We start from the raw sequence: 25,875 nt of genomic DNA, 5'->3' as shown, positions 1-25,875 counted from the left end.
TTCTATTTCCAACGGCCAATTGCTATCCAAAAGAATTTCCAAACACTAGGCAATACAGTGTTGCCATTTGTATATGTTACACCACCTTTGAAATAAGTAGTAGTTTTAGTATTGACATAAGGGCACAAAACTACGGATTCAGCAATATTGCCATATTCTGCACACATTGACATTGAATAACTGGTGTCTTTAAAAGCCGTAGGAAAATAAAAATTAGTAGCGGATGAATACCCACCGCTATATCCCCATTGAATTATTAGCCCATCAGGTAACTTATAGTACCCGTTTTGGGACAGGCTTTTTGTTGTAACATTGGAAAAATCTTTCAATGCAGCGTTCGTCCCGAGAGAACTTAGGTATAAAAACAGGCTTTGAATGGAGTAAGAGGAGGCTATTTAAACTTTATTTGGTTACTGACTTATATTGTTCTAATTCTTTATTTTCTATTTTTTTATCTTTGTATATGTGTTTGATAAACGCATATTTATTATCTTTGAGCCGAACATATTTCATTGATTGATAGCTTATAATAGATATGATTACTTTATATAATGGTTCAGAAGAAATAAAGCTCGAAGTAAAAGATGAAAGCTACTCTTATGAAGCGATCATGGAAGATTGCTCATTAACTTTATATTTCGATTATTCCGGATATCTTGAAATTCCGGTTGGTTCCTACTGTGACTTTTACGGAAAACGTTATTCTCTCAAGAAAGATAGTAACTTCAAGAAAAACGGAGAGCGTAACTTTGAGTACACTTTAACTCTTGAAACAGGAATATCTGATACGATGTTGTGGAAAGTGCGTAATACTCTTGATAGGCGTATCAAATTCCCATATACTGCTAAACCAAATGAGCACCTCGGTTATTGGTTGAGAATCTAAATCGTCGTGGTATTGGCTGGAAAATTGGTGATTGCATCGAAGGTACAGAGAAAGTTATCAATTATAGTCATACGTACATTCGTGATGCTTTGAACCAGCTTGCGGATATGTACGAAACAGAGTGGGAAATTACCGAGGAAAATAATATAAAGACCGTTCATCTTCGGAAAGTAGAATATAACAAAGAGAATCCTTTGAAACTGTCATACGGGAAAGGGCATGGATTTAAAGTAGGAGTAGGGCGACAGTTTGGGGAGATACCGCCCGAAATTATTCTGGTTGACACGACAGATCGGAATATTGACTATTCTACGTACGGAGCAAAGAATCTATTGCTGCCAAAGGATAAGACCCTTGTTTATGAAGGTAGGGTTTATAAAACTGATGTGGATGGCTCCTGTGTTATGCGTATGGATAGACTTACTACTGGTAAAGAGGAAAGTCTTGATTGTACTGAAATCTATCCCTCGCGTATCGGTACTGTCGGTGCTGTTATTGAAGTCGATAAAGAGAAGAATTTCTACGATTTTGTAGACGAAGATATTCCTGAATCACTAAACTTTGAGGACTGTTTGATAGCAGGTGAGAGCATGACTGTTGTCTTCCAAACAGGCATGCTCACAGGCAAGGAATTTGAAGTGAAATATATTCATGAGACAAAGGATAAGAAAGCGGCACGTCGTTTTGAAATAGTTCCGCAAGAACTTGATGGAATGACAATGCCAGAAAGCAATTTATTTCGACCGAAAGAAGGGGATACTTATGCTGTTTTCGGTATACAGTTACCGGAAGCCTATATCTGTGACAATTCTACGCAGACTGGTGCTAGTTGGGAAGTATTCAAAGAAGCTGCAAAATACCTCTTTGAACATGAAGATAAGAAGTTTACATTTACCGGCACGTTAGACGGCATTTGGGCAAAGAAGCGTTGGTTGCAAATTGGTGGTAAAATCAAATTAGGCGGTTTTGTAGATTTTTCCGATGTACAGTTTCACCCAGAAGGTACTTTGATTCGTATGATAAGTGTCAAGAGGTATGTGAATAATCCATATAGTCCCGAAATTGAGCTTTCTAATGAGCCTGTAGGTGCATCTGTATCTGATGAATTGAATAAGATTGAGACAAACGAGGTGACTGTTATTGAAAAGCATAAGGATGCACTACAATTTACAAAGAGGCGGTTTCGCGACGCAAAGGAAACGATGGCTATGCTTGAGGATGCTTTTCTAAATTTCTCTTCTTCTATAGACCCTATTACAGTTCGCACAATGCAATTGCTTGTAGGGGATGAGAGCCTGCAGTTCCGTTTCGTTAATAATAAGACGAATCCGGCACAACTATCCCACAATATTACTTATAATGTTAGCACAAGAGTACTAAATGCTCCGGCAGGTATTCTTCAACACATGACGTTGGATATTGACATACTTTCATCTTCCCACAAGCCACAAGAGTATAGGTACTGGGATATGACTAACTATGATTCTCCGGTACTCATTCATCCTGAAAAGAAATATTATCTATATGCTGTATGCAGCAAAGAGAATCAAACTGGTACATTTCTTCTAAGCGAAACGGCTATTAAGATGGAGGGCATAGCAGGATATTATCACTTCCTAGTCGGTGTCCTCAACAGCGAGTATGAAGGTGATCGCAGTTTTGTTGAGTTGTACGGATTTACGGAGATTCTGCCAGGGCGGGTGACTACTGAACAAATAATTTCTCCGGATGGGGAAACATATTTCAATTTAGTAAAAGGTGAGATAGGGGGAAATATTCAAATTAAAGCAGGTTCATCCGGTTTGGAAAATCTGTCAGAATGGGAAGCAGTACACAAAGAAATTGAAGATGCTGGCAAAGCAGCAGAACAGGCAAATAATGCAGTTGGTGGCTTACATGACTATGTAGATGGGGCGTTTGCGGATGGTATTATTACGGAGGCCGAAGCGAAAGCTATTGAAAAGTATATCAATACGATTAATAATGCTAAAGCTACCGTTGAAGCTACTTATAACAAACTATACACTAATGTGTATTTATCCGGGTCTGCCAAAACAGGTTTATTAAATGCTAAGGTTACCCTTATAGGATGTATTTCAGACCTGATAAATGCAATTAATACAGCTATTGACGACGGACTTACAACACCAGAAGAAAAGCAAAACGTTGATGTGTATTTCGTCTATTTCAATAGTGCCTATGCTGATTTTAATACAGCTGTAGAAGCTGCAAATAGAGCTATTCAGGATAAGCTAAAGGAGTTCTCGGATGCTGCTATGAAAGAGGCGTTGCAAGCCTTACAAGATGCGGCAGATGCAGCTAAGGCGGCAGAACAGGCGAATAGTGCCGTTGGTAATTTGTATACCTACGTGGATGGAGCATTTGCGGACGGAATCATATCAGAAGCAGAGGCTTTAGCTATTGAAAAATATCTGAATTCCGTTAGGAATACGAAAGCTGCCGTTGAAGCAACCTATAACAAGCTGTTTGTTAATCCATATCTGGAAGGTGAGGCGAAAACGGCTTTACTGAATGCAAAGGTTTCATTATCCGGTGCTATTGATAATCTTATTGCTGCAATTAATGTGGCTATCAATGACGGGCAGACGACTGTTGAGGAAAAGCAGAATGTAGATGATAAGTTCGCCCTCTTTAATTCAGCTTTGGCTAGTTTTAATACAGCTGTAGAAGCTGCAAATAGAACTATTCAGGATAAGTTGAAGGACTATTCAGATCAATGCTTCGCTGAATTGAAAGTACTCAATACTCAAATATCTGCACAGGTGACACGTCGATAGCTTAACGCAGAGGATAGACACAGCCGGATGGATTACCACAGCTGACGGTAATAAGATATATGCTTCTAAAGAGCTGGAAAACGGTAATACGCTTATATCTTATATCAACCAGGCGGCCGGAGAGACTACGATTCATTCATCTAAAATTAACCTTGAAGGTGCTGTTACAATCACCGCACTTCATAGTGATCTGCAGACAATGATTAATTCTAAGATTGATCGTGACGGATTGGGTAAGTTGGCATTTGAGGATGCGGTTGAATATGCGAAGTTAGGCACTACCATTGTGGTGGGCGGTTACCTAAATACTGACTTGATAAAAGTCCGTAGAATTGATGCAGAAGTAGGTTTTATTGGTGGCTTTACTATTGAGAGTGGCCGTCTTGTTTGGACACGTTCAGGGTACTTCGGTGGAACATCTCGCAGTTTGAAATTAGGCTCCGGAACATCAAAAGAAGGAGTTGTTAATGTCACTTTCAATGCAGAAACAGATGGGCGTTTTGGGGTCGCTGCTATCGGTTCAAACTCTGGTGGAGCTTGTATTTATGCCTCCAGGAATCTAAATGCATCAGATAGAAGCTATCCACAGGCAAATACAACGTATGCCGGCTTCTTTGATGGAGGTGTCTACGTGAAAGGAACATTGTCAAGTGAGTTGTGCTTAGCTGATAATTTTGGCTGTATTACATCTAGGGATGGAAATGGTGGGATTAACTATTACCAAGGTATTGATTTCGATTTTGGTAGTAATATGAAATTCAGAAAAGGGTTATTGGTATCAATCGCTTAATATATAAACAATTATGAAAATCAATTTAAACAGGCCTTTACTCGATTTTAAAGGCAATGAAGCTATTAAAGTAGTCAACGGTAAAGAGGTAAAGCAATATCTACGTGATATGGTTTCAGAGGCATTGTATGCAGCAGGTTCTAACCCTCAACAGGGTTTAGATATGTCGAAAAAATTGCGTGCGTATAAGATGTTACAACAGATTATTAACAATCGTGGCGTGCTTGATATAGAGACAGAAGATGCTACCTTATTGAAGGAAATTTGTGCAGACTTCTTTGTATCTGGTGCATACGGACAAATTTATGATTTAATAGAAGGAGGAAACAAAGAATGAACATTACAGCAACTAACAGCACCGCTGTAACTAAAGTTACAGAAAGTGTAAGTATCAAGTATAGAATGTCAACCCGTGGCACCGAAGCGGTGAAAGATATTACTGCCGAGATTGTCAGAGATGAAGCCACAGTAGGTTTCTTCAATACTTCGCGAAATGGAGTAACTGGTTTCTCGCTACATGAGGATCACGGGATGACTTCTGAAGAAGTGAAAAAGGTATTTCAGACAGCTATCGATGATTGTGGTGAGGTATTGAAATAAAGTATTAATATTTTAGATAAATGATTATGGAGTATTTTAAAAACTTACTTATTGGATTGGTTACCGGCATAGCTGCTTATCTCAATCCTATTTCTGGGGAGATCAAAAGTCTTATTGCTGTATTTGCCCTCAATTTCATTTGTGGGCTGCTTACTGCGCTCCTTATCAATCATGAAAGCTTTTCTTTTAAAAAGGCTTGGAGGTGCATTGTAGAAGCGACCATTTTCTTTGCCTTGGTTAGTTGTATCTATTTTATAGGTGAGCATAAAGGAAATCCGGAAGGTGCTCTGCAATGTGTCTCATTTATTACGTATAGCGTATTCTATTTTTACGGGGTAAATATTCTAAGGAATATCAAAGAGATTTTACCTAACTCTAGCAATGGTTATAAGGTAGTAGCCTTCTTGCATTATGTGCTAAGTGTCGAGTTTATAAAGAATATCCCTTACTTAACGAACTACTTACAAAAAGGAGGTGCAAAATGAAGGAAATTGATGCTATTATCATTCATTGTTCGGCTACAAAAGCCGGACAGGATTTGAGAGCTAAAGACATTGATCGGATGCACCGGGAAAGGGGATTCAACCAAATAGGTTATAACTTCGTCATTGACCTTGACGGAATGATAGAGAATGGTCGCCCGCTTTCCATCGACGGTGCACATTGTAACACTAAAGGTTTCTCGGAATCTTCGTATAACAGACACTCTATCGGCATTTGCTACATAGGTGGTTTGGATGCAAACGGAAAGCCCGCAGACACAAGAACGATCGCCCAAAAAGTGGCTTTGCGCGAGTTGGTTGCTAAACTCTGCAAAGAATATGAGATAATCGAGGTTCTCGGACATCGTGACACTTCGCCCGATCTGGACGGGTCCGGTGAAGTTGAACCGGCTGAATATATCAAGGCGTGCCCCTGTTTTGATGTTCGTTCCGAGTTTTCTAATTTCTTGCGTAATATAGTTGTCCGACCATGAGGCGGCTAGTTTATACTATCATATTGCTGACGTCAGCAATATGTTTCATATCCTGTGGCAGTCACCACTCGAACATGAAGCAGGATATTTCTACCGATCTTGCAGTTGTAAGCCATAAGAAAGATTCTACTTCTTCCGATAAGCAAGTAGAAATAATCGAAGCAGGCAAAGCTACTGAATCGGTTGAATCCTATGAAGTGAATTATGATACCGATAAACCTGTTGACCCAGTCACCGGTAAGCCACCAATAAAATCGGAGAAATGGGTAGGGGCAAAGAAAGAATCAGAGTTTCATAAGCAGGAGAATGTGGAACAAACTAATAATTCAGTTTCCAATGAATCAACGTCTTCCCGACAACAGGAAAACGTTCATCTGGAAGCTAGTAAACAAAAAGACGAATCAACCATATTAAAACAAATTGGATGGGCCGGAGTGGGAAGTGCTCTGCTTATTATATCTTGTATTATTGCCTGGTTAGTGTACAAGAGGAAAAAGAAGAAAGATAAATAACCAGACCTTCCGGGGGGGTGAAAGAAAAAGCCCCCAGCCGTTAGTAAAGTGCTCTAACCTACCTACTAACGCAACATGCGCTACCGCCACATGACTGGGGGCTAAAAGTCCTCTGCCATGACGGTAGCGCATTTGCGTTTTGTGTAGGAAGGTTAGAGACTACAAATATAGTTACTAACGGTAAACTTGCAAAATAATGAAGAGGAATAATGCCGACCGAGTATTAAATGAAAGACTTCGGGCAGGCGGAAAAGCATTAAAGTATGTACATAGTAAATTTGACGAGACGCAGACCTTTATTGGTAACTATTTGAAATTTCCTGAAATTCTGTCTCCTATGGATTTTATAGGTCAGATTTTAAAGAAAGATAATAATTTGTAGATTGTTGGGGTAATTTCTATCTTTGCACCAACACTGACGTCATAATCAGTGTTGCGTTAAATGAGCCGTCTGGGATGTGAATTTCGGACGGTTTTTCATTAAAGTTGCAAATGTTCTACTATTGTTCTACAAAGATGGTGTTAATAATATGTTAATCCATTTATTCATCGTAGATATAGCTGTATTTGATGTGAGATTCCGGTACCTCAGATAAGGGTTCGATTCCCTTCGGGTGTACTTTAAAGCCGTACTTGCAGAGAGTACGGCTTTTTATTATTGTATTTTCAGCCCATGTATGGTATATGATGTTACAGCACAGAGCTTTTTATCTTCGAATATTTTTATAGCATCCTTTTTAGTCATGACCTCTTGTATTTTGATTTTTTTCCTTGTTCAACCAGAATTGTCGCTTATGCAAATGTACAACTTTCACATGATATAAAAGCAGTAATAGATAAAATCTTGTGTTCCATATTATTATCCGTAGTTGCATAATTTAGTCTAAAGAGAATGAAAAGTTGTTTTAGATGATTGGAATCTCATAGAAAATGCTAACTTTGTAACGATGAAGAAGTAAAAAAAATGATGTTGATATAGTGTATTTATAGCTTTCCGGAAGTAGATATCTGACGATAAATTATATTAATCCCATAAATATAAATTAGAATGGAAGAAGCTAGAAAAAAGAAATGGGCTAGTGTGGCGCTGATTATCGGAGCTATTGGTTTTATCATTATTATGATTTACTTTACAGTTATTTCAAGTCTCAACATGTAAAACAGATCATTATGGCATTGAAAAATTGAAGCTTGGACATTTCGTTTGAATCTGTCCAAGCTTGTTTTTTGTGGTTCTGAATGAGATTGACCGGTAGTCTGGCAATGCCTCTTCTTTAGCTTCTTGAAACCTGAAGTCCCTTGTCAGAAAGCGTCATTTCTACAAAACGAGCGCGTGGGTTGGGAGCTTGTTCTGTCAATATCCGTCGGATTTGTCCGGCTGCTTGAGGGCCTTTGGCTACCATATATAAATAACCGCCACCACCTGCTCCGGGGAGTTTGTATCCTAGGGTATAATCCTTGATTTTCTCAATAATGGCTGCTACTGCCGGCGGATTGGTTCCGCAATCTAATGCCTGGTTTTGTATCCAGTTTTGCCGACCAATCGACCGAAACTATCGAAGTTGCTGCGCAGGATAGCTTCACTCATATCCATTGCATGGGCTTTCATCTCGGCTAGCAAACTTAGATGTGGACCGGAATTGAGGAACATGGAACTGACAATTTCCGCCAGAATACTTTTGGCAGTACGGGTAATTCCTGTATAATATAACAGATGGCAGTCGCGGTAGTCAGGATGAACAAAGAGTTGATCGGGCAACCAGCGCACTAATGGATGCTGTTCGAAACCTGCTTCGGATTGTAGTAGTTTAATGCCGGAAAACACACCGCCATATTGATCCTGCCAACCTCCTCCTGTGGTCAGTAGTTGTTCCAATATTAATGTGTAACTGCATATATCATTCTTATCCCAAGCCAGTCCGCAGAAATCATTGATTGCTCCGAGCACGGTGGAGGCCAGAATGGAACTGGTACCTAACCCCGAGCCAGCAGGAATAGCAGCCAACAGGGTAATTTCGATTCCCGAACCGAAGGCTTCCAGCTGTTTGGCTAAAGAAGGATAGGATTCTGTTGAGAATGCCGGCGCGAAACCTGCCAACGTAAGGGCGGCTTTGGGGATGGAAAATGGAGAACCCACTTTTTTGTAATCTTGCAGTTCCTCGTAATTTCGTATCACTTCCATTGCGCCCATATCAATGGAGCGAAGGGTAATATGATATTCTTTGCAGGGTTTAACGTATACTTGCAGCGGCGGTTGGCCGTTCAGTTCGATGGCAAGATTGACAACGCTTCCTCCTGAATAAAGAGAGTAGGGAGGGGTGTCCGTCCATCCTCCTGCCACATCAATGCGTACAGGGCTGCGGCTCCATACAATCTGATCGGAATAAACGTTGAGTGTGGGATGACTTTTACGTTCGTTCATCACTCCTAATAAACCGTCACGAAGCAGTTGGAAGGCTGCCTGTTCTTCTTTTGCGCAATCTTTGTCTTCACGTAGTTTCATGATGCGTGCACGAAGCATCCGGTTGTGTATCCGTAGCATGGGTGCGGCATCTTCTTGCAGGACATCGGGAGTATCCAGGTTGAAACGTACAAATTCGTTTGCGGCATCCAGTAAGTTAAGTTGATAGAATACGCTTTTTTCATAATTAGCCGCCAGTCCTTTCCAGTTCTCTTTACGGAAAGCGTTGCGCTGTTCATAAAGACGCTTGAGGTTGGCGCCTGCCGAGATTTCGTCGGCAGAAACTTTCTCTGCTTTGAGCCAACGTTTTTTCCCTTCTTCCAGTTGGGGTTCCGATGTCATCCAGCGCACTAATATGCCTAAATTTTCAACAGAAGTTACTTTGGGGAAGATAGATGCTGATTGTAAATCATCGGTGCGTCCTTTTATATCCTCCCAGGTAATTCCTCTTTCTTCCATCCAGCGGGTGAAAGGGATATTAAGATAGGTAGTCGTTGATTTGTCTAACGCTCCTTTGAACACATCATCCAATCCATACGGACGTGCAACAAAGTCATTGTCGCCGATAGGGATAATGTCGATGCAGACTCCATCCGGCAGGTTGATGTTCCATTGGTTTTCGGGAACTCCTGTTATTATTTGGCGGGAACCCAGTTTCCAGCCTTTTCCCACATGACTATTCTCAATCCATAAGTTGGCATTGTCTGCAGAAAGAGAAACTTGTGTGATAGAGTTCTGGATAAAGATAGCCGGATTCGGTTTTACTTTCCGGTGCATGATCCTTCTTTGATCGCGTACCTTGTCTTGTATGGCTAAAGTAGAAGAAATCAGTTCATGGCTTGTGCCATAATGATAGAATTCTCCACCGGGCAAAGGCAATATGGCTACGGATAACTGATTGATTTCTTCATCTTCCGTTTTGGGATGCTCTCCCAAAGCCAAGCCGTAGTCTGAGTATAAGTCATAATAATTAATATCATTGGTTCCTTCTTTTAATGACCGTTTCATCAATACTTCGATGGCGCGGTCACTCAAAATCCAGATACCGATGTCCATCAGGAAAAGATGAGTTTTCGATAATCCTTCTAACTCTTCAAGAGAAGGTTTCTGTAACATGAAGTCGAGAACCTCCGGCTTTTTCCGGTCGGAAACAAATACGCCATGATGGGTTGCCAAGGAAGGATTTACCCATAAGCCGTAGCACACTACGTCTGCATTCGGAATATCCTGGAGTGGCTTTTCCGAACGGATATATACATCTCCGCTTGCGATCAGCGTATTCAGACCGGCCGGAGCCTGATTCATAATCCTTTCATAGAGCGGGAGCTGCAATGATAATAGATTCTGTCCGAGTTTTTGTCCTCTTTCCCAACTGAAGATCGGGATCGGAGTCAATATTTTGCCGGAAGGTCCGTAGCTGGGCAGGCGACGGCTTTGTCCGCCTGCATGGAGCAATATTCTTTTTTCATCTCCTATCCAATTGCTGAAAGATTCTTGTGGCGCGAATGCCTGATGGCAGGCCTGCAATAACCATGTCGTTCCGCCGCCGGAGCCTAGTTTGCTCCCAATGGGGTCTGATGTACAAAACCAATCGGTATGGTTGACTTCTTCCAGTTCGTGGAAGCAATGGATCAAATTGGGTGGTAAGGATAATAACTTTTGCATAGTAGAATCTGCGTTGGCTAGATGGAATCTAAGTGAATTAAACTCCTGTAAAAATACGATTTATATTCCTTCTTTTCAATGTTTTTCTCCTGTTTTGAAGAATAAATTATCTTTTCAGCTTTTAGGTGTTCTTTTCAAACAGCGTATCCCAATGGTCGCTTAGTGCTTGCATGGATGGCAGTAGCAGATCGGCTCCGGCATCCAGCAATACTTGTCCGTCCAAAGGACCTGTATTTACAGCTATTGTAAAGATACCCGCATTGTGTCCGGCTTCCACTCCTAACGGAGCGTTTTCTACTACGATGGCTTCATCAGCTTTAAGTCCGCCTTTTTTCAATGCCATCAGATACGGTTCGGGATTGGGCTTACCATATTTTACATCGAACGCTGTAACCATCAATTCTTTACGAAACATTCCCGGATAGTTGTGCTCCAACCGTTCGAGCAGGGATAGTTGGCCGGAACCAGTGACCACCATCGGAATCAGTCCATCCTTTTTTACTTTTTGTAGCAACTCCCATGCACCGGGCATACGTTTTGCTTCGGGATACGAATTGAACAAAACACTTTTCTCCTGATAGATACTTTCTATTTCTTCTTGGGTAGCTTCTCTGCCCAGTTCACGTTGGAAAACAATATTAATAGTGGAGGCTCCTGTCCGTCCTTCGTGCATATATGCTTCTTCGCGACTAAGAGTGAGTCCGTGAGATTTCATTACTGTATGCCAGGCTTCCGAATGATAGGGCATAGAGTCAAAAAGTACGCCGTCCATGTCAAACAGGACGGCTTTCAGTTTCTTTTTCATACTTTGGTACGTTGCAGAATCTTTTTAAGATGATATTTTATTTTTCTATAAGCATTTTCTTTAGATCAGACAGAGGAATAATCACATCGTATTGCTGACCGGATTCCTTGCCGATATATCTGTAAGCTATGCTTTTATTGTTATCTATGCAGGTTTTGATGAATATCTGGGTGGCGGGATCGGTCTGACTTGCCAGTGTTGATACAATACCCTCTTTCACTTCTGCTGCGTTTTCTTCAATCTGGCTGATGGGACACAATTCTTCGTCCACACTGCATATATAAACAACCGATTCGCCTATGACCTCGATTTTTTCGACAATGACTTCTTCGCTGGCTTGCATCGGGAATTGCAGGTTCGCCATTTTCAGTTGTGCTTCAAGCTTTGTTTGTCCGCTTTGTGCCGGGTCGGCATTTGTATTAATCACTTCTTTCAGTTCTTCGGCGGTAAGTTCGCAAACCGCTTGTTCGCCCGACTTATTCCCTACAAATATCATGTGTAATCCAGAATTACATTTTGCCATCAACTTGAGCATCTCTTTTACATCTGCTGCCGGATTTTGAAACATCATTGTGATAGATGATTTCATGCTTTCCGGATTGTCTTTCAATATCTTTATATTGGTAATCTCTTCGTTCATGTTCAGCGTGTACACTACGTTATTCCCGTCGTAGATGATGCTGGTGATCGTGCCGACTGCTCCCATGTCTATCGGACACTGTTTGTTGGCTACTCCGATCACTGTCTTGAGTTTGGCTTCCTGGCAACCGGTCATTACGAGCATTAGCAATGATATGCTACATAATAATATGAATCCACTGGATTTCTTTAATAAATTTCCTGTCATTTTATTTGTTCTTTTTAGTTTGATTCGCTTAATCTACAGTTGTATACGAGGCAAAGATAACGATAAAAAACGAGAGATAAGTTAGAACGGGGAGATAGTTTAGTGATTACTTGCCATGTGGTATGTACTGCCAACTCTTGTCGCATAGACTGTTCGGCACTACTGAATTGCGGTGTATTACTTGTATAATTATTTGTTGTTTAGAAGAATATGTGTATTTTTGTAACGTTATAAACTCGACGATAGCATGAAAAAGAGAGTATTATTGTTGCTACCATTGTTTTTAGGCGCCTGCTCTGATAGTGGGGAAAGTCCTGTTATCAAGATAGAAAAGCTTTATGCAAAGGTTGAATCGGAGGATGAAAGTTCCGGTTCCGGTGAAAAAGACTATGCGAATCAGAGGGACGAATTGCCGGCCTTGAAGGTGGGGGACGAAGTGAAAGCTCTTCTGCTTTTGGATGGAAATGGAGCTGAACTGAAAACCTTTAGACTTCAGAATGATGATGAAGTGGATACTAAACTCATCTTTGAGAAAACAGAAGTATCTACAGAGGGAAATCTGACAGATGTGGAAAAGGGGCAGCTTCGTTTTAAGGATGGTGTGTCAAAAGCTAAAATTATGGTGATTGCAACCATCAAACAAGTAGATAAGAACGGCGATGTAAAATTAGAGTTCTATCTTTCTTCCAAAGCCGAATGTGAAGGAGCACAGGAAGAAATCGGTTTGAAGACGAAAGCGGAGGATGATAAGTGAAAATTGACGAGTGGTAGCAACTAGCAAAGTAAGTCGGTAAATTGTAACTAAATAGGGACATTTAGGAATGTCTCCATTTTGGATTTCAATGAATAATGAACGGTGAACAAATCTATGCATATAGCATAGTTGTTCACCGTTCATTGTTTATAGTTCACCGTTTATAAAAACGTTCTTGATTACAGTTTTGCACGGATTGCTTTAGATTCTTCTTCATAACCCGGTTTGTCAAGCAAGGCAAACATATTTTTCTTGTATGCTTCCACACCCGGTTGGTTGAATGGATTCACGCCCAGCAAGTAACCGCTGATACCGCAAGCCTTTTCGAAGAAATAGAACAGGCCACCGATGTTGTATTCGTTCAATTCCGGAAGTACGATACGCATATTAGGTACACCACCGTCTACATGAGCCAACTGTGTTCCCAATTCGGCCATCTTGTTTACTTCATCCACACGTTTGCCGGCTAAGAAATTCAAGCCGTCCAGATTTGCTTCATCAGAAGGAACTTCCAGTTTGTGGTTAACCTTCTCTACTGAAATCACCGTTTCAAAGATAGAACGTTCGCCTTCCTGAATCCATTGACCCATAGAGTGGAGGTCTGTTGAGAAATCTACCGATGCAGGGAAGATACCTTTATTGTCTTTTCCTTCAGATTCTCCGTAAAGCTGTTTCCACCATTCGCTTACATAGTGCAGTTTCGGGCAGAAGTTAACGAGGATTTCGATCTTCTTACCGTTTCTGTACAACTCGTTGCGGGTAGCAGCGTAGATAGCAGCAGGGTTTTCAGCAAATGCAACGTCCGAACCGCATACTTTTTCCATGTCGGCAGCACCGGCAACCAGTTTGTCGATATCGAATCCCGCCACTGCGATTGGCAGCAAACCAACCGGAGTCAGGACAGAGAAACGTCCGCCTACGTTATCGGGGATGATGAATGTTTTGTATCCTTCTTTGTCGGCTGTTACACGGGCAGCACCTTTCTTGGCATCCGTCACGGCAACGATTACTTTCTTTGCAGTTTCTTTGCCGCGCTGATCTTCACATTGCTTCTTCAGCAAACGGAAAGCAAGCGCTGTTTCAGTTGTAGTTCCTGATTTGGAGATATTGATGACACCGAATTTCTTGTCTTTCAGATATTCAGTCAGTTCGTACAGATAATCTTCGCTGATATTGTGTCCTGCATAGATCATGACAGGAGCTGTTTTCTTTTCCTGCAACCAAGTGAAGCTGTTAGACAAAGCTTCGATGACGGCACGGGCACCCAGATAGCTACCACCGATACCGGCTACGATTACTACTTCACAATTGTCTCTTAATACTTTTGCAGTAGCGTTCAGGTCGGCCAGGTGTTCTTTAGTGATAGAAGAAGGCAAATGCAACCATCCTAAAAAGTCGTTACCTTTGCCTGTACCTTTTTCAAGCATTTCCTGTGCGGCTTTTACTTCAGCTTCGTAAGCAAAAACCTTTTCTTTGGAGATGAATCCAAATGTTTTTTCAATGTTTAAACTAATCATATATTTTAAGTATTAAGTTTTAAGTATTAAGTATTAGTCATCAAGTATGGATTGTCAAGTATGAGTACCTGCGGGTAATACTTAAGTGCCTAATACTTAATACTTAATATTTTTTTATCTAAAAGAGTCAGTCAGCAGTTTAATCTCGATCATTGGTGAGATACGTTCGTACAGAATGTTGTACACTGCGTCCAGTATCGGCATATTGACATGATGATGTTTATTGATTTCTTTGATACATTTCGTACCATAGTAACCTTCCGCAATCATTTCCATTTCAATTTGCGCACTCTTAACGGAATACCCTTTACCTATCATCGTTCCGAAAGTTCGGTTGCGGCTGAAGTTGGAGTAACCGGTCACCAATAAATCCCCTAGATAAACAGATTCATCCACGTTTCTGTTCAACGGATGCACCGTATTCAAGAAACGGTTCATCTCCTGAATGGCGTTGGAGATCAGTACAGCCTGGAAGTTGTCGCCATATTTCAGACCGCTACAGATACCGGCAGCGATGGCATATACGTTTTTGAGTACCGAACTGTATTCGATACCCGCTACGTCATCACTGACAGATGTTTTGATGAAGCTGCTTCCCAGACGACGTGCGAAGATACGTGCTTTGTCTTTGTCAGGGCAGGCGATAGTCAGGTAGGAGAGGCGTTCCAAGGCTACTTCTTCTGCGTGGCAGGGGCCTGCAAGGACTGCTATATTTTCTGGTGGTACACCATATTCTTTTGTGAAGTATTCCGATACAATAACGTTGTCATCGGGTACGATTCCTTTGATAGCGGTGATGATAAACTTATCTTTTATCTTGGTTTTCAGTTTTTTCAGATGCGCCTTCAGATAAGGAGAGGGAGTGACGAAGATCAGTGTATCCGATTCTTTCACCACATCGTTGATGTTGGAACTGAATGAGATGCGTTTTGTATCAAATTTCACTCCTGTCAGATAAGCCGGATTGTGCCCTAATCGTTTAAAATCGGCAATGCGGTCGTCTCGCCGCATATACCAATTGATAGAGTCTTCCTGGGCCAGACACATCTTTGCGATGGCTGTAGCCCAACTTCCTCCGCCCATTATCGCTATCTTGCCGGGTAATTTCATTTGTATGGATTTGGATGAAGAACTTATTAAATTTTCTGTATCCACTCAGTTACGTCGTTTACCGACGGATTGGTCAGTTCTAATTTATATTTCTTGTTAATGCCACAGATGTCCTGGTGCAACTTCTGCGGATTGACATCTTTCATGTCAGCTACAGTGTTGTAACCGGCTTTTTGGATCACCGGAACCCAGTCTTCTGCGATTCCCAATTCCATATATTTAGCGGCAGCGTCTTTTTTCACTACTTTTTCCGGGCGCATTTGCGGGAAGAATAATACTTCCTGAATAGTGGTCTGTCCGGTCATTAACATTACCAGGCGGTCGATACCGATACCGATACCCGATGTAGGAGGCATACCATATTGTAAAGCACGCAAGAAGTCCTGATCGATAATCATCGCTTCGTCGTCTCCCTTGTCGGCCAAACGCATCTGCTCTTTGAAACGTTCTTCCTGATCCAACGGGTCATTCAATTCCGAGTAAGCATTAGCCAGCTCTTTACCGTTCACCATTAACTCGAAACGTTCGGTCAGTCCCGGTTTAGAACGATGCATCTTGGTCAGCGGAGACATTTCAACCGGATAATCGGTGATGAAAGTTGGCTGGATATACGTACCTTCGCAGAATTCTCCGAAGATTTCATCAATCAGCTTGCCTTTACCCATTGTCTCGTCGATTTCCTCCATTTTCAATTCCTTGCAAACTTGGCGGATTTCTTCTTCGCTCTTGCCGTTCAGGTCGTATCCTGTCTTTTCTTTGATAGCGTCCAGGATAGGCAGGCGGCGGTAAGGAGCTTTGAAACTGATCGTTTTTCCGTCGACAACGCTTTCCGTACAGCCGTTTACAGCGATACAGATACGTTCCAGCAGTTTTTCGGTGAAATTCATCATCCAGTTGTAATCCTTGTACTGAACATAAAGTTCCATACAGGTAAATTCCGGATTGTGAGTTTTATCCATGCCCTCGTTACGGAAGTTCTTACCTATTTCATATACACCTTCAAAACCACCTACGATCAGTCGTTTCAGATAAAGCTCTGTTGCGATACGTAGGTAAAGGTCTATATCCAATGAGTTATGGTGAGTGATGAACGGGCGTGCACTGGCTCCACCGGCAATAGATTGCAGGATAGGAGTTTCCACTTCCGTGTAACCAGCCTCATCCAAAACATTGCGCAAAGTTTTCACTACAGTGGCGCGTTTCAGGAATGTTTCTTTGATGCCGTCATTTACTACCAGGTCCACATAGCGTTGGCGATAACGGAGTTCGGGATCTTCAAAAGAGTCGTAAGCTACTCCGTCTTTGTATTTAACGATTGGCAACGGTTTGATAGACTTTGCAAGTACAGTCAGTTTCTTTGCATGGATGCTGATTTCACCCATTTGTGTGCGGAACACGAAACCTTCGATACCGATAAAGTCACCTAAGTCGAGCAGGCGTTTGAATACAGCGTTGTACAGTTCCTTGTCTTCTCCCGGACAGATATCATCACGGGTGATGTACACCTGGATGCGACCTTTAGAGTCCTGCAATTCGATGAAAGATGCTTTACCCATCACGCGGCGGCTCATGATACGACCGGCTACGGAAACCTGGCGTGGCTCTTCGTCGTCTTTAAATTCAGCTTTAATATCTGTAGAGAAAGCATTGGTTACATACTCTGCTGCAGGGTATGGATCAATACCCATTGCACGAAGCTCATTCAGACTGTTACGTCGAATAATTTCCTGTTCACTTAGTTCTAATATATTCATTTCGTTACGTATTAACTCAATTTTGTGGGCAAAAATACGAAACTTTTCTCATATATCCTGTAATCCGTCTCTTTTTTGTATCTTTGCACCCTCAAACTAATAGGTATGACAGGACAAAAGACACCCACTGCGTTGGGTACGGAAAAGATTGGAAAGCTTTTAATGCAGTATGCCATTCCGGCAATTATCGCCATGACGGCGTCTTCTCTTTATAATATGGTAGATAGTATTTTCATTGGTCATGGAGTAGGGGCGATGGCTATCTCCGGGTTGGCATTAACCTTTCCGCTAATGAATCTTGCCGCGGCTTTTGGCTCTCTGGTAGGGGTAGGTGCGGCTACATTGATTTCTGTGAAGTTGGGCCAGAAAGATTATGATACCGCACAGCGGGTTTTGGGAAATGTGTTTGTATTAAACCTTATTATAGGTATCTCTTTTACGCTGGTCGTTCTGCCTTTTCTTGATCCGATACTTTATTTTTTCGGCGGAAGTGATGAGACTGTCAAATATGCCGCGAATTTATGCAGGTTATTCTGCTGGGAAATGTGGTAACTCATTTATATTTGGGGCTGAATGCAGTGCTTCGTGCCTCGGGACATCCGCAGAAAGCGATGGTGGCAACCATCACGACCGTGTTAATCAATGTATTACTTGCACCTTTGTTTATTTTTGTATTCGACTGGGGAATTCGCGGGGCGGCCACAGCTACGGTTTGTGCGCAGTTGATCGCTTTGGTCTGGCAGCTTCATCTGTTCTGTCGCAAAGACGAACTGATACGATTGAAAAAAGGTATTTTCCGTTTGAAACGGAAGATCGTGTTGGATTCATTGGCTATCGGTATGTCTCCCTTCCTGATGAATATGGCGTCTTGCTTTATTGTGATTCTGATTAATCAGGGATTAAAAGAGCATGGAGGTGATTTGGCGATCGGTGCATTCGGTATTGTTAATCGTATTGTTTTTGTCTTTATTATGATTGTATTGGGACTGAACCAGGGGATGCAGCCCATTGCGGGATATAATTTTGGTGCGAAGCTCTATCCTCGTGTGACGGAAGTACTGAAAGTAACCATTTATTGTGCAACTGTAGTGACAACGATTGGTTTCCTGATAGGTATGTTCATTCCGGAAATCGTATCTTCCATTTTTACTTCGGACGCAGAATTAATCAGTATTGCGTCTAAGGGATTTCGTGTAGTGGTGTTCTTCTATCCGATTGTAGGTTTCTAGATGGTAGCTTCCAATTTCTTCCAGAGTATCGGAATGGCAAGTAAAGCCATTTTCTTGTCGCTGACCCGACAGATGTTATTCTTAGTGCCCTGTTTATTGATTCTACCTCATTATTATGGACAAATGGGTGTTTGGGCCAGTATGCCTGTGGCAGATTTGGCGGCTAGTCTTATATCCGGAGGTATGTTGTGGTGGCAGTTCCGGCAGTTTAAGAAAGTTACTGTTTGATAAGTTTGTTCCGATATTCTTTAGGAGATATGCCGACATACTGCTTGAAATATTTCCCGAAGAATGATTGTGTGGGGAAGTTGAGCTTGGTCGCTATTTCCTTAATACTTAAATCGGTATTATCGAGCAGATATTTGGCTTCTGTAATGACATTCTGTATAATCCACTGCAAAGCACTACTCCCTGATTTCTCCTTGATGACAGAAGAAAAATATCGGGCGGACAGACATTGCTTGTTTGCATAGAAAGTAACATCCCGTTCCTGATGATAATATCGATAGAGGGTAATCATGAAATTTTGGAAAATCTTATCCTTTTTGTCCTGTGGTAGTGGTGTTTGCGGTTCGTTGTTGAAATAGATGTTTAATAACTCATAGCATATCACTTGTCCCCAGGATTTGATTAATTCAGAAATTAAATGTTGTTTCTGTCGGGAACTGTTACAGATATTCTCCCTATTAATTCGTTTTTCTACAGATTTGAGCAAGTTCTCTACAAATGTATATTGCTCTTCGGAAAGCGACAGACAGGGATTTTCCCGCAAATAAAGCAAGTTTTCCGAGTTGGCTACTTTGTTTACTATCGGTATGACATAATCCAGATCGACCTCTATCATGATTCCTTTCAGGTCTGCGCTTCTTTGGCGTATCTGTAGAAGGTTGGCTGCAGTATATATGAAAAGATTCCTTTTGTTAATCTGATATGGTCTACCTCCCAGCAGGATTTCCGCCTGTCCTTTCTGGCAGAGGAAAAGTCCGCATTGGTTGAATTCGGAAATAATGCATCCTTCTTTCATGGAAGTATCTTCCGGAGATATTATAACATACTTGAATGGCATCAGTGGTTCCATATTCCTTTTCGTTGAAATGAATTTCCTTACAAAGTAACAAACAAATAAATACAAATAGCAAACTATTTCGGCTTTTTATCTTAGCTAACGTACAAATAGAACAATGTTTCGTCTAAATCAACCTTTCTCCTCATGTTTGCTTGGGATACTTTTGTGACAACTAACTAATAAGTGAAAATATGAGACGATTAGACTTCTTATTAACAGGATTTTTAGCAGTTCTATTGACTTCGTGTGGGCAACGTGTACAAAACACAGACAGTAAGCCGGCAGTGAAGATTGATACCGTACTTTCTGCCGACAGACAAATAGCTTTGCAGTTTCCGGGACGGGTGAAAGCGGCACAGGACATAAGTCTGTCTTTCCGGGTGAGTGGTACTATTCAGTATATGCATGTAAATGACGGTGCCTATGTGCGTAAAGGGCAATTACTGGCAGAATTAGATCCGACAGACTATCAGATTCAGCTGGATGCGGCAGAAGCAGAATATCAAAGTGTGAAAGCGGAGGCGGAACGGGTGATGGCACTTTATAAGGAAAATGTGACAACACCGGATGCTAACGATAAGGCCGTGTACGGATTGAGACAGATTACCGCCAAATATAACCATGCTAAAGATCAGTTGGCATACACCCGTTTGTATGCTCCTTTTAGCGGATATGTGCAGAAACGTCTTTTTGATTCCCATGAGACGGTAGCTGCCGGTATGCCCGTCGTTTCCATCATCAGTGAGGGAAGCCCGGAGGTAGAGATTAATCTTCCGGCAGTGGAATATATTCGTCGACAGCAGTTTACCCGCTATTATTGTACATTCGATATTTATCCTCATCAAAGATATGCTTTGGAACTGATTAGTGTCACCCCTAAGGCAAATGCCAATCAGTTGTACACCATGCGGCTTCAACTGAAGAAAGAAGATAAACAGGCAGTTCCATCGCCCGGCATGAATACAATGGTAACTATCGAATGTAGTGAAGGAGATGTGCGTAACCTGTCGGTTCCCGGTGGAGCGATTCTTCGTGAGAACGGGCGTACGAGTATCTTTCTTTATGATGCTTCCAGTCACGCTATTCGCCGTTGTGATGTGACAGTAACCCGTCTGCTTAGTGACGGCAGATGTCTGATTACTTCAGGAGAAGTGAATCCCGGTGACTTGGTTGTCGCTTCGGGGGTACATCATGTAAAAGAGGGAGAACAGGTGGAGCCGCTTCTTCCGGCTACTGAAACCAATGTGGGAGGACTGCTATGATTGATATTAGTAAATGGGCATTTGAGAACAAGAAGTTGATCTACTTCCTGATTGCCGTACTGATTGTAGGAGGAGCTTATTCCAGTTATGAAATGAGTAAACTGGAGGATCCCGAAATAACGGTAAAGCTCGCTATGGTAGTCACTACCTATCCCGGTGCGTCTGCACATCAGGTAGAGTTGGAAGTGACGGATGTGCTGGAGAAAAATATCCGCTCCATGGGGAATATAGATAATGTGGAAAGTTATTCCTACAATGATCTCTCTTTGATTCAGGTAGAACTGAAAACGACTGTCAAAGAGACGGATGTAGAGCAATGCTGGGATTTGTTGCGTCGTAAGGTGGCGAACGCACAGGCAGAACTTCCCGAAGGTGCCAGCCTTCTATTGTAAAAGATGATTTTGGAAATGTTTACGGAATGTTTTTCGCTTTGACGGGTGACGGACTTTCCGACAGGGAACTGTCTGATTATTCAGAACTGGTGAAACGTGAAGTCAGTGAATTGGATGGGGTGGAGCGCGTTGACTTATACGGTAAACGTCCCGAATGTATTAACATCTCTCTCCTGCAAGACCGGATGGCCAACTTGGGTGTGAAACCCGCCGAAGTGCTAGCTACATTGAACGGACAGAACCAAACTACTTATACTGGTTATTATGATAATGGCGATAATCGTATCCGGGTGACAGTCAGTGATAAGTTTAAGACGGTGGAGGACATCGGTCGTATGCTGATTCAGGGACATGATGCCGATCAGTTGCGGTTGAGTGACATTGCCCGTATTGAGAAAGATTATGAAGACCCTACCCGCAACGAATTGTTTTATGACCGCCAGCGTGCGATAGGAATCATGGTGGCTGCTTCTTCGGATGCCGACATTATCAAAGTGGGGCATCGAGTGGAAAAGAAACTGGAGCAACTAAAGGCTGAACGCCTTCCGGCAGGAGTAGAGTGTCATAAGGTTTTCTATCAGCCGGAACGCGTAGGTACTTCGTTAGGGACGTTCATTCTTAATCTGATAGAATCTGTGATTATCGTAGTCGTTATCCTGATGATTGCTATGGGATTCAAGAGCGGGGTGATTATCGGTATCAGCCTGGTAGTGACGGTATTCGGTTCCTTCCTGTTCCTTTATTTTATGGATGGTACGATGCAGCGTGTTTCATTGGCCTCGTTCGTGCTTGCGATGGGGATGCTGGTGGATAACGCGATTGTTATCATCGACGGTATTTTGGTAGATTTGAAAGCCGGGAAGAGCCGGATGGAAGCAATGACTGCTATCGGACGGCAGACAGCAATGCCTTTGCTGGGAGCTACTCTGATTGCCATCATCGCTTTTCTTCCTATCTTTATGTCGCCTGATACGGCAGGCGTCTATACGCGCGATTTGTTTATCGTACTCGCAGTTTCCCTGTTGCTTAGCTGGGTGCTGGCCTTAGTGCACGTTCCGTTGATGGCCGACCGGATTTTGCATCCGGAAATCTCTGCGACAACTGCTGCCGGAAAGCGTGTGTATGAAGGAAAGATTTATGCCGTGCTCCGTTCATTGTTGACATTCAGTCTGGCGCATCGTTGGAGCTTTGTGTTTACAATGATCGCTTTGGTATTACTTTCAGCTTTCAGTTACCGTTTCATGAAGCAGGGCTTTTTCCCGGATATGGTCTACGACCAGCTTTATATGGAATATAAATTGCCGGAAGGAACTAACTCCACTCGCGTGGCGCGTGACTTGGAGGAAATCGAAGCTTACTTGAAAAAGCGTCCGGAAGTCACACACGTCACTGCTTCTATCGGTGGTACTCCTGCCCGTTATAACTTGGTGCGTAACGTAGCCAATCCTTCCTTATCTTACGGTGAACTGATTATCGACTTCACCTCTCCGGACGATTTGGTGGATAACATGGCGGAAATTCAACAATATCTTTCGCAACATTATCCGGATGCTTACGTAAAGATGAACCGCTACAACCTGATGTTCAAAAAATACCCTATTGAAGCGCAGTTTACCGGTCCTGACCCTGCTGTTTTGCATCAGTTGGCGGATAGTGCCCGCAAGATTATGGAGAATTGTCCGGATGTTTACCTGATTACTACGGACTGGGAACCACAGATCCCGGTGCTGACTATTGAGTATGACCAGCCTACGGCACGTGCTATCGGATTGAGCCGGAACGATGTAAGCCTTTCTTTATTGACAGCTACCAGCGGCATCCCTATCGGGTCTTTCTATGAAGGTATTCACAAAGATAATATCTACTTGCGTTGCTTAGACGAACACGGAAATCCGATTGAGAACCTGGACAATACGCAGATATTCTCGTCTCTTCCTTCTCTGAACGGTTTGCTGACACAGGAAATGATGATGAAGCTGAAGACAGGAACACTATCAAAAGAAGAACTGGTGGAAACGTTGATGGGAACAACTCCGTTGAAACAAATCAGTAAGCGGATCGATGTGAAGTGGGAAGATCCGGTGGTTCCCCGTTATAACGGGCAGCGTAGCCAACGGGTGCAATGCTCCCCTGTTCCGGGGGTAGAAACGGAGAAGGCGCGGCAATCCATTGCCACGCAGATTGAGCAGATTCCGCTGCCTGACGGATATCGGCTTCAATGGCAAGGCGAGAGGAACGCCAGTACAAAGTCAATGCAATATCTGTTCAAGAACTTTCCGTTTGCTATCATTCTGATGATTTCTATTTTGATTATGCTGTTCAAAGATTACCGGAAACCGATTATCATCTTTTGTACTATTCCGCTGGTATTTGTCGGTGTGGTTGCCGTAATGCTGCTTACCGGGAAGACATTCAACTTTGTGGCTATCGTCGGTACATTAGGGTTGATCGGTATGATTATTAAGAACGGTATTGTCTTGATGGATGAGATCACTTTGCAAATAAATCAGGGAGTAGAACCTGTGACGGCATTGATAGACAGTTCGCAAAGTCGTCTCCGTCCCGTGATGATGGCTTCGCTGACTACGATTTTGGGAATGATTCCATTGTTGCCGGATGCTATGTTCGGTTCGTTGGCGGCTTCTATCATGGGTGGGTTGCTGTTCGGCACGTTGATAACGTTGCTTTTTATCCCGATTTTGTATGCATTATTCTTTCATATAAAAAAGACAGACAAATGAAAAAAGAAATTCTTGTAGCCATTAGTGTAGCGGGTGTATTGTTCGGCCTGTCGGTTTCTCTTGCCGCGCAAGAAAAACTAAGTCTGGCGCAATGCCGTGAAATGGCACTGAAATATAATAAGGATATGGCTGCCGCTAATAAGCAGACGGAAGCAGCCCGATTGATGTCTCTTAGTTATAAAGCCAATTTCTTCCCTAATTTTACAGCCAACGGAACGGGTATTTATAGCACAGCGGATGGAAGTCTCGGAGTTCCGGGAGGAAACCTTCCGGTTTTCCTGCCCAATCCTGCTACCGGAGAACTGGTATCGAGCGGTTTCGCTTATTTTCCCGGACTGAATCTGGACTATAAGGTCGGAACTGTTTACTCGGGCGGTATACAAGTGGAGCAACCTCTTTATATGGGAGGAAAAATCCGTGCCGCCTATAAAATGTCACTACTGGGAAAAGAAATGGCACACTTGAACGAAGCCTTAACTACTTCGGAAGTTATTCTGAATACAGATAAAGCATACGTGCAGTTAGTGAAAGCCAAGGAAATGAGAAAAGTGGCGGAAAAATATCACGCCTTACTGACGGAACTTTTCAAAAATGTGAAGAGTGCTCACCGGCATGGCATGAAACCGCAGAATGATGTACTGAAAGTGCAGGTGAAGCTCAACGAGAGTGAACTTTCTTTGCGAAAGGCTGATAACGCCCTCCGTCTTGCGGGTATGAATCTCTGTCATTACATCGGACGCCCTTTGACAGCACAGATTGATATATCTGATGATTTTCCGGAAGTGGAGCAGGAATGGAAAGTGCAGGTTTCTGATATTACCGCCCGTCCTGAATATGGAATCTTGAACAAACAAATAGCCATTGCCGAGCAGGAAGTAAAGCTGAATCGTAGTGAACTATTGCCGCGTATCGGTGTCAGAGGTAGTTATGATTATCTTCACGGATTGGAAGTCAATGATGAAACTTTGATGAAAAAGGGTGCTTTTTCCGTATTCCTGAATGTCTCTGTCCCTCTGTTTCATTTTGGCGAACGTACCAATAAAGTAAAGTCTGCCAAAGTGAAGTTGGAACAAGCTCGTCTTGAACAGGAAAATGTCAATGAAAAGATGTTGCTGGAGTTGATGCAAGCTGCCAATAATCTGGATGAGGCCCGGTTGGAAACGGAGCTTTCCGAACGTTCGCTGGAACAGGCAGAGGAGAATATGAAAGTCAGTGGTAAGCAATATGAAGTGGGACTGGAAACTCTTTCGGATTATCTGGAAGCACAAGTGCTTTGGCAGCAGGCTTATCAGACGAAAGTGGATGCCTATTTCCAATTGTATGTGAATTATGTGGCTTATTTGAAAGCGGCGGGACAACTGCAATGATAAAACCAGTATTCTGGACATCCTTATGGAATGTCCAGAATACTGGTGATGATTTGTACCTGTCGGGGAGTAAAAGTTCGTGTACGCGGATGATAACCTGTGGAGTCAATAACCGGAGCAGTTCTTTATTTATTTTAATCCATTTGGTGAATATGCGTATGGCGCAACGGGGGGTAATGTTCGGATTGTACATACAAGCCAATTCCTTTTTCTTATAAGTTTTAATGCGAAACGGAATTTCTTCCTCTTCTGATGGCAATTCTTTCATGTTGATATTTTAATGTTTTAAGATGTTGTAAAGATACAAAATAAAAAAGGCGTTGTCAAGTCTTTTACAGGAATA

The 25,875-nt window shown here is 42.4% G+C and carries 19 protein-coding genes and 4 pseudogenes; 14 read left to right on the top strand and 9 right to left on the bottom strand.

Annotated features, from left to right (window positions below; translation table 11 throughout):
• Nucleotides 1-2 precede the first annotated feature (2 nt).
• Nucleotides 3-329: a hypothetical protein gene (locus DXA05_RS02520; RefSeq protein WP_128858720.1), complete on the bottom strand. Its 327-nt coding sequence runs from the start codon at nucleotides 327-329 to the stop codon at nucleotides 3-5.
• Nucleotides 330-535: 206 nt separating this feature from the next.
• On the opposite strand from DXA05_RS02520, the gene DXA05_RS26930 reads away from it, so the two are divergent.
• The 9 genes from DXA05_RS26930 (at nucleotide 536) to DXA05_RS02485 (ending at nucleotide 6,944) form a co-directional block, all read left to right on the top strand.
• Complete coding sequence (locus DXA05_RS26930) at nucleotides 536-886, top strand: hypothetical protein (protein ID WP_284515378.1); 351 nt, start codon at nucleotides 536-538, stop codon at nucleotides 884-886.
• Nucleotides 871-3,684 (top strand): hypothetical protein, encoded by a 2,814-nt coding sequence (locus tag DXA05_RS02515; RefSeq protein ID WP_284515377.1) that lies wholly within the window; start codon nucleotides 871-873, stop codon nucleotides 3,682-3,684. The genes DXA05_RS26930 and DXA05_RS02515 overlap by 16 nt, the downstream gene beginning before the upstream one ends.
• A gap of 199 nt (nucleotides 3,685-3,883) precedes the next feature.
• The gene (locus tag DXA05_RS26925; protein WP_284515376.1) at nucleotides 3,884-4,474 is read left to right on the top strand and encodes a hypothetical protein; all 591 of its coding nucleotides are present in this window, start codon (nucleotides 3,884-3,886) and stop codon (nucleotides 4,472-4,474) included.
• A gap of 13 nt (nucleotides 4,475-4,487) precedes the next feature.
• The gene (locus DXA05_RS02510; protein WP_004303104.1) at nucleotides 4,488-4,811 is read left to right on the top strand and encodes a hypothetical protein; all 324 of its coding nucleotides are present in this window, start codon (nucleotides 4,488-4,490) and stop codon (nucleotides 4,809-4,811) included.
• Nucleotides 4,808-5,074 carry a hypothetical protein gene (locus DXA05_RS02505; RefSeq protein WP_128858719.1) on the top strand — a complete coding sequence of 89 codons (267 nt, stop codon included), beginning with the start codon at nucleotides 4,808-4,810 and terminating at the stop codon, nucleotides 5,072-5,074. The genes DXA05_RS02510 and DXA05_RS02505 overlap by 4 nt, the downstream gene beginning before the upstream one ends.
• A gap of 26 nt (nucleotides 5,075-5,100) precedes the next feature.
• Nucleotides 5,101-5,559 carry a phage holin family protein gene (locus DXA05_RS02500; RefSeq protein WP_284515375.1) on the top strand — a complete coding sequence of 153 codons (459 nt, stop codon included), beginning with the start codon at nucleotides 5,101-5,103 and terminating at the stop codon, nucleotides 5,557-5,559.
• Nucleotides 5,556-6,050 (top strand): N-acetylmuramoyl-L-alanine amidase, encoded by a 495-nt coding sequence (locus tag DXA05_RS02495; RefSeq protein ID WP_128858717.1) that lies wholly within the window; start codon nucleotides 5,556-5,558, stop codon nucleotides 6,048-6,050. The genes DXA05_RS02500 and DXA05_RS02495 overlap by 4 nt, the downstream gene beginning before the upstream one ends.
• Before the next feature lie 74 nt (nucleotides 6,051-6,124).
• A complete protein-coding gene (locus tag DXA05_RS02490; RefSeq protein ID WP_128858716.1) occupies nucleotides 6,125-6,562 on the top strand; it encodes a hypothetical protein in 438 nt (145 codons plus the stop codon).
• A gap of 196 nt (nucleotides 6,563-6,758) precedes the next feature.
• The gene (locus DXA05_RS02485; RefSeq protein ID WP_128858715.1) at nucleotides 6,759-6,944 is read left to right on the top strand and encodes a hypothetical protein; all 186 of its coding nucleotides are present in this window, start codon (nucleotides 6,759-6,761) and stop codon (nucleotides 6,942-6,944) included.
• Nucleotides 6,945-7,836: 892 nt separating this feature from the next.
• On the opposite strand, the pseudogene DXA05_RS02480 reads toward DXA05_RS02485, so the two are convergent.
• The 3 genes and pseudogenes from DXA05_RS02480 to DXA05_RS02470 all read right to left on the bottom strand — a co-directional run bounded on the left by DXA05_RS02480 (nucleotide 7,837) and on the right by DXA05_RS02470 (nucleotide 12,340).
• Nucleotides 7,837-10,688 (bottom strand): annotated as a pseudogene (locus DXA05_RS02480) (bifunctional fucokinase/fucose-1-phosphate guanylyltransferase).
• 121 nt (nucleotides 10,689-10,809) lie between these two features.
• Complete coding sequence (locus DXA05_RS02475; protein ID WP_004299374.1) at nucleotides 10,810-11,493, bottom strand: HAD family hydrolase; 684 nt, start codon at nucleotides 11,491-11,493, stop codon at nucleotides 10,810-10,812.
• A 37-nt stretch (nucleotides 11,494-11,530) separates the two neighbouring features.
• A complete protein-coding gene (locus DXA05_RS02470; protein ID WP_009038804.1) occupies nucleotides 11,531-12,340 on the bottom strand; it encodes a hypothetical protein in 810 nt (269 codons plus the stop codon).
• A 247-nt stretch (nucleotides 12,341-12,587) separates the two neighbouring features.
• Here DXA05_RS02470 and DXA05_RS02465 point away from each other — a divergent pair, with 247 nt between their 5' ends.
• Nucleotides 12,588-13,094, top strand: coding sequence for a DUF5035 domain-containing protein (locus DXA05_RS02465; protein WP_004313491.1), 507 nt, complete (start codon nucleotides 12,588-12,590; stop codon nucleotides 13,092-13,094).
• 179 nt (nucleotides 13,095-13,273) lie between these two features.
• On the opposite strand, the gene DXA05_RS02455 is transcribed toward DXA05_RS02465, so the two are convergent.
• The 3 genes from DXA05_RS02455 to lysS all read right to left on the bottom strand — a co-directional run bounded on the left by DXA05_RS02455 (nucleotide 13,274) and on the right by lysS (nucleotide 17,475).
• On the bottom strand, nucleotides 13,274-14,611 hold the full coding sequence (locus DXA05_RS02455; protein ID WP_128858714.1) for a glucose-6-phosphate isomerase: 1,338 nt from the start codon (nucleotides 14,609-14,611) through the stop codon (nucleotides 13,274-13,276).
• A 114-nt stretch (nucleotides 14,612-14,725) separates the two neighbouring features.
• Complete coding sequence (locus DXA05_RS02450) at nucleotides 14,726-15,721, bottom strand: NAD(P)H-dependent glycerol-3-phosphate dehydrogenase (RefSeq protein WP_008024959.1); 996 nt, start codon at nucleotides 15,719-15,721, stop codon at nucleotides 14,726-14,728.
• A 26-nt stretch (nucleotides 15,722-15,747) separates the two neighbouring features.
• Complete coding sequence (lysS, locus tag DXA05_RS02445) at nucleotides 15,748-17,475, bottom strand: lysine--tRNA ligase (protein ID WP_004299379.1); 1,728 nt, start codon at nucleotides 17,473-17,475, stop codon at nucleotides 15,748-15,750.
• A gap of 105 nt (nucleotides 17,476-17,580) precedes the next feature.
• Here lysS and DXA05_RS02440 point away from each other — a divergent pair.
• Nucleotides 17,581-18,932 (top strand): annotated as a pseudogene (locus DXA05_RS02440) (MATE family efflux transporter).
• Here DXA05_RS02440 and DXA05_RS02435 read toward each other — a convergent pair.
• Nucleotides 18,922-19,782 carry a helix-turn-helix domain-containing protein gene (locus DXA05_RS02435; RefSeq protein ID WP_117683260.1) on the bottom strand — a complete coding sequence of 287 codons (861 nt, stop codon included), beginning with the start codon at nucleotides 19,780-19,782 and terminating at the stop codon, nucleotides 18,922-18,924. The pseudogene DXA05_RS02440 and the gene DXA05_RS02435 overlap by 11 nt on opposite strands.
• 179 nt (nucleotides 19,783-19,961) lie before the next feature.
• On the opposite strand from DXA05_RS02435, the gene DXA05_RS02430 reads away from it, so the two are divergent.
• From DXA05_RS02430 to DXA05_RS02420, 3 genes and pseudogenes are all read left to right on the top strand, one after another.
• On the top strand, nucleotides 19,962-21,032 hold the full coding sequence (locus tag DXA05_RS02430; protein ID WP_022275942.1) for an efflux RND transporter periplasmic adaptor subunit: 1,071 nt from the start codon (nucleotides 19,962-19,964) through the stop codon (nucleotides 21,030-21,032).
• Nucleotides 21,029-24,165 (top strand): annotated as a pseudogene (locus DXA05_RS02425) (efflux RND transporter permease subunit). Before DXA05_RS02430 ends, DXA05_RS02425 begins: the two are co-directional and overlap by 4 nt.
• Entirely contained in the window at nucleotides 24,162-25,532 is a 1,371-nt protein-coding gene (locus DXA05_RS02420) for a TolC family protein (protein ID WP_044130663.1), read from the top strand. The pseudogene DXA05_RS02425 and the gene DXA05_RS02420 overlap by 4 nt, the downstream one beginning before the upstream one ends.
• Nucleotides 25,533-25,555: 23 nt before the next feature.
• Here the strand turns inward: DXA05_RS02420 and DXA05_RS02415 are convergent.
• Nucleotides 25,556-25,800, bottom strand: a pseudogene (locus DXA05_RS02415) (DUF4248 domain-containing protein).
• Nucleotides 25,801-25,875 lie beyond the last annotated feature (75 nt).

The sequence above is a fragment of the Bacteroides sp. AM54-2NS genome (assembly GCF_003602935.1).
GTDB classification, from domain to species: domain Bacteria; phylum Bacteroidota; class Bacteroidia; order Bacteroidales; family Bacteroidaceae; genus Bacteroides; species Bacteroides xylanisolvens.
The sequence above is the reverse complement of the archived record's forward strand: the minus strand, read 5'-3'. Positions and strand labels throughout refer to the sequence as shown.

Coding starts and splice junctions, on each gene's coding strand:
- DXA05_RS26930 (WP_284515378.1), top strand. CDS start 536: ATGATTACTTTATATAATGGTTCAGAAGAAATAAAGCTCGAAGTAAAA.
- DXA05_RS26925 (WP_284515376.1), top strand. CDS start 3,884: ATGATTAATTCTAAGATTGATCGTGACGGATTGGGTAAGTTGGCATTT.
- DXA05_RS02510 (WP_004303104.1), top strand. CDS start 4,488: ATGAAAATCAATTTAAACAGGCCTTTACTCGATTTTAAAGGCAATGAA.
- DXA05_RS02505 (WP_128858719.1), top strand. CDS start 4,808: ATGAACATTACAGCAACTAACAGCACCGCTGTAACTAAAGTTACAGAA.
- DXA05_RS02500 (WP_284515375.1), top strand. CDS start 5,101: ATGGAGTATTTTAAAAACTTACTTATTGGATTGGTTACCGGCATAGCT.
- DXA05_RS02495 (WP_128858717.1), top strand. CDS start 5,556: ATGAAGGAAATTGATGCTATTATCATTCATTGTTCGGCTACAAAAGCC.
- DXA05_RS02490 (WP_128858716.1), top strand. CDS start 6,125: ATGAAGCAGGATATTTCTACCGATCTTGCAGTTGTAAGCCATAAGAAA.
- DXA05_RS02485 (WP_128858715.1), top strand. CDS start 6,759: ATGAAGAGGAATAATGCCGACCGAGTATTAAATGAAAGACTTCGGGCA.
- DXA05_RS02475 (WP_004299374.1), bottom strand. CDS start 11,493: ATGAAAAAGAAACTGAAAGCCGTCCTGTTTGACATGGACGGCGTACTT.
- DXA05_RS02470 (WP_009038804.1), bottom strand. CDS start 12,340: ATGACAGGAAATTTATTAAAGAAATCCAGTGGATTCATATTATTATGT.
- DXA05_RS02465 (WP_004313491.1), top strand. CDS start 12,588: ATGAAAAAGAGAGTATTATTGTTGCTACCATTGTTTTTAGGCGCCTGC.
- DXA05_RS02455 (WP_128858714.1), bottom strand. CDS start 14,611: ATGATTAGTTTAAACATTGAAAAAACATTTGGATTCATCTCCAAAGAA.
- DXA05_RS02450 (WP_008024959.1), bottom strand. CDS start 15,721: ATGAAATTACCCGGCAAGATAGCGATAATGGGCGGAGGAAGTTGGGCT.
- lysS (WP_004299379.1), bottom strand. CDS start 17,475: ATGAATATATTAGAACTAAGTGAACAGGAAATTATTCGACGTAACAGT.
- DXA05_RS02435 (WP_117683260.1), bottom strand. CDS start 19,782: ATGGAACCACTGATGCCATTCAAGTATGTTATAATATCTCCGGAAGAT.
- DXA05_RS02430 (WP_022275942.1), top strand. CDS start 19,962: ATGAGACGATTAGACTTCTTATTAACAGGATTTTTAGCAGTTCTATTG.
- DXA05_RS02420 (WP_044130663.1), top strand. CDS start 24,162: ATGAAAAAAGAAATTCTTGTAGCCATTAGTGTAGCGGGTGTATTGTTC.